This window comes from Allobosea sp. P4_C6 (assembly GCF_056402015.1).
In genome coordinates, this window is the sequence record NZ_JBFUIF010000168.1 from 1 (window position 1) to 2,792 (window position 2,792).

General features: G+C 56.7%; 4 protein-coding genes. 3 read left to right on the forward strand and 1 reads right to left on the reverse strand.

Going from position 1 to position 2,792, the window contains the following annotated elements; all coding sequences use genetic code 11:
• Positions 1-349 precede the first annotated feature (349 nt).
• The 3 genes from AC1DVA_RS27440 to AC1DVA_RS27450 all read left to right on the forward strand — a co-directional run bounded on the left by AC1DVA_RS27440 (position 350) and on the right by AC1DVA_RS27450 (position 1,671).
• Positions 350-595 carry a hypothetical protein gene (locus tag AC1DVA_RS27440; RefSeq protein WP_476807990.1) on the forward strand — a complete coding sequence of 82 codons (246 nt, stop codon included), beginning with the start codon at positions 350-352 and terminating at the stop codon, positions 593-595.
• A 1-nt stretch (position 596) separates the two neighbouring features.
• A complete protein-coding gene (locus tag AC1DVA_RS27445; protein WP_476807991.1) occupies positions 597-827 on the forward strand; it encodes a hypothetical protein in 231 nt (76 codons plus the stop codon).
• A 337-nt stretch (positions 828-1,164) separates the two neighbouring features.
• Positions 1,165-1,671: a L,D-transpeptidase gene (locus AC1DVA_RS27450; RefSeq protein ID WP_476807992.1), complete on the forward strand. Its 507-nt coding sequence runs from the start codon at positions 1,165-1,167 to the stop codon at positions 1,669-1,671.
• A gap of 909 nt (positions 1,672-2,580) precedes the next feature.
• Here the strand turns inward: AC1DVA_RS27450 and AC1DVA_RS27455 are convergent.
• A complete protein-coding gene (locus tag AC1DVA_RS27455) occupies positions 2,581-2,706 on the reverse strand; it encodes an ABC transporter (protein ID WP_320109552.1) in 126 nt (41 codons plus the stop codon).
• Positions 2,707-2,792 lie beyond the last annotated feature (86 nt).

The window sequence follows — 2,792 nt, forward strand, 5'->3', positions numbered from 1 at the left end:
CCGCCAGCACCGGTCGCTGTGGTCTGGCCGCCTACGAAAACCCAACCCGCTTCRCCGGCCATCTCAACCGTGGCCGACAAGCCCACCATGCATTAGATTAGAACCGGGCCACCTGATGGGGGCAGGCCAAGACCTCGCTCGGTGCCTAGCTGGCCCCGCTTTCGGGCAGCGCGCCAATGGGCAGAACCGGCGCGCTGCGAAGGCCCACGTCTTTGAGCGAGGGGCGTCAGCTTACTTCATTTCAGGCGTTCGGGGCCGGATAGCGAGCAGTCCGTCATGGGCGACTCGTATTCCAGCGGTTGATTCGTTAGCGTAGCGGAGGAGAGTTGCGTAGCGATGAGGTGGTGTCATGCCGAATGCACACGCCGTGATGATCTCGTCTTATGAACAGCGGAAGGCTGCCGTGCTGCGAGCTGCACAGCTGATCTCGTCCTTAAGTGGCTCTGACGGGGAGCGGGAATTCGAGATGCTGATCGAGGCTATCGCGGACTTCGACATTCGCCAGGAAGCTGTCGGCTTCATTGAGATCCCCACGGCTTTCATGCAGTTCCTTTCCAGTGCGCATCAGGGCCGGGTTTCAAGCAGCCGTCGCTGAGATGAAAAAGCTGCTCGTTAAGGCCGCGCGCCGCGGTTCCGGGCCGCCGCAGAGTACGCGTGACATAGCCTTGCTGGCTCTATTCGCGTTCTCCCTCCAGGCCTTCGCGAGGCCCCTTGCCGAGTTGAAGCAGCGCTCGCTGCTGGTCTATGGGGCGAAAGCTACGCAGTTCTTCCGCGCAGATGAGTATCATGCGCTGGACGGCAATATTCTTGCGAGCTCAAGGGGCTGAGGGCTGGCGGTAACCCTTGCTGTTACCGGGATGCCAGTTCGCACATTTCGAATAGCGGTCCTGAATGCGGAGAACGCGGCATTCTCCGAAATAGGCTTCTTCTTCGCGGAACACCCGTCCCCCATCTCACTCTTTTTTACCGGGACCGCTGGGCAATGATGCGGTATTGATCTTGGCTCACGCACTTCAAACGCCATTCGGCTGATGAAAATGGTCCAACAGGATTTGCGTCCGGAATGTTAACAGCACTCGAGTACGCTAGGCGAAATCGAGGATAATGGAACTGCGCTTGGCAGTTCGAGTGCGCAGGTGAGTTCGATCGGTCAGGGTGAGTAGTATGTGGAAGCAGCGGATATTCTTGTCGACGATCTTGGCGGCAATCCTGGCATCACCAGTCGTCAGCGCCCGAGAGGTCGTTTCCTATGCCGGCAATGAGGAGCCAGGCTCGATTGTTATCAGGACAAAAGACAGGAGATTGTATCTGGTTTTGGACGACGGCACAGCCATCCAATATCGCGTGGCGGTTGGCAGGTCGACAAAACAATGGATAGGCGCTGTTAGAATTGAAGGGAAGTATGTCGAGCCGGCCTGGTCTCCGCCCGATGAAATAAAGCGTGACAACCCAAGCATCCCTGACGTGATTGCTGGAGGATCTCCACGAAATCCCATGGGCGCCCGGGCGATGACCCTGTCAGGGGGAGGGCAATATGCTATTCATGGAACGAATAGACCCGATTCCGTCGGAACCTTCGCATCGTATGGATGCTTTCGCATGCTAAACGACGATATAATCGATCTTTTCAAGCGAGTTCCGGTTGGGACACCGGTTATTGTGCTGCGGTAGGACGGCAAACCGGTTGCGGCCGGGCTATTTTGCTAACATCGAAGGAAAGGCTGTCGGCCGTAGAATTGCCAATGCCGTCGCGAATCAAGCAGGAGCGGCCGGCGGCCAGCTTGATTTACCGATAGYGATGAGCCGAAAACTGTGGCTCGATAACCTTACGACTATTGAGAGAACGAAGGCTAGATATATACTCTGCAGGATATAGAAGCGTATTATCCGGGGCCTTCATTCCCATGAATGTAGCRACCTCACCCACCCAGCGATTGCAATTATATAGGACAGCATGCCACATCGTGGCAGTCCTTTGTTTGCGCTTGATGTAGGCTGAAACTCTCCGATATTGCGCTTCATCCAGTACGACGCGGAATCTATTGGAAATGTACTGGTCTTCCAAATCACCATCGCTCGGACCCGTTTCTGCCGGCACCGGAACGACGTGGCCTACCGACCAGAGTTGCGGTCCCTCGCCTGCGGGATGAAGGCCGGCGACCTGATCCGCCGTTACAGAGCCCACTTCGCCTCTCGCGTTAAGGCGCCCATGGACCAAGAACGTGTGGCCGTAGCTTAAAGCGTACCGGGAACGAAACTCGACGAAATACAGCGCTTTCTCGCGCGACAACTGTGGCGACGCAGGCGCCGAAGCCGTTGCCGCCGACGGGGAGGTTTGGCCGATATCGTGGTAACTGCCGCGATCGCGCGCGCCCGCTCCATCGTGGCCGGATACGAGTAAAGCGCTCGACAGGCCGAACGCCAGGATCCAAGAGCGAGCCGAGGGTTTTTTGCCAAACCACATCGCAGACCTCCCGATCAGGCAAACACCTAGCTGCGGAATCTCCGCACGCAAAATTGCGTATTGCTATTCCATGGAGAAAGCGGCCGATTACTCGGCCGCTTTCATTATTAGCGAAGCTAGCCCTTAGTTACGATAGGGGCAGCGACCGGCGGGGGGGCTTTACCCTTCCCCTTACCGATAGAGGCGCATCCGCCAACGCTAATCAGTGCAACAGATACGGCCAACACTACGATTGTTTTCATCGGTTCGCCCTCAGTTAACAAGCCCACTCTCAGCCCTGCGCAATTTTTATTCTAGTGCAATTGCGCAACACGGTGCCAAACAATTT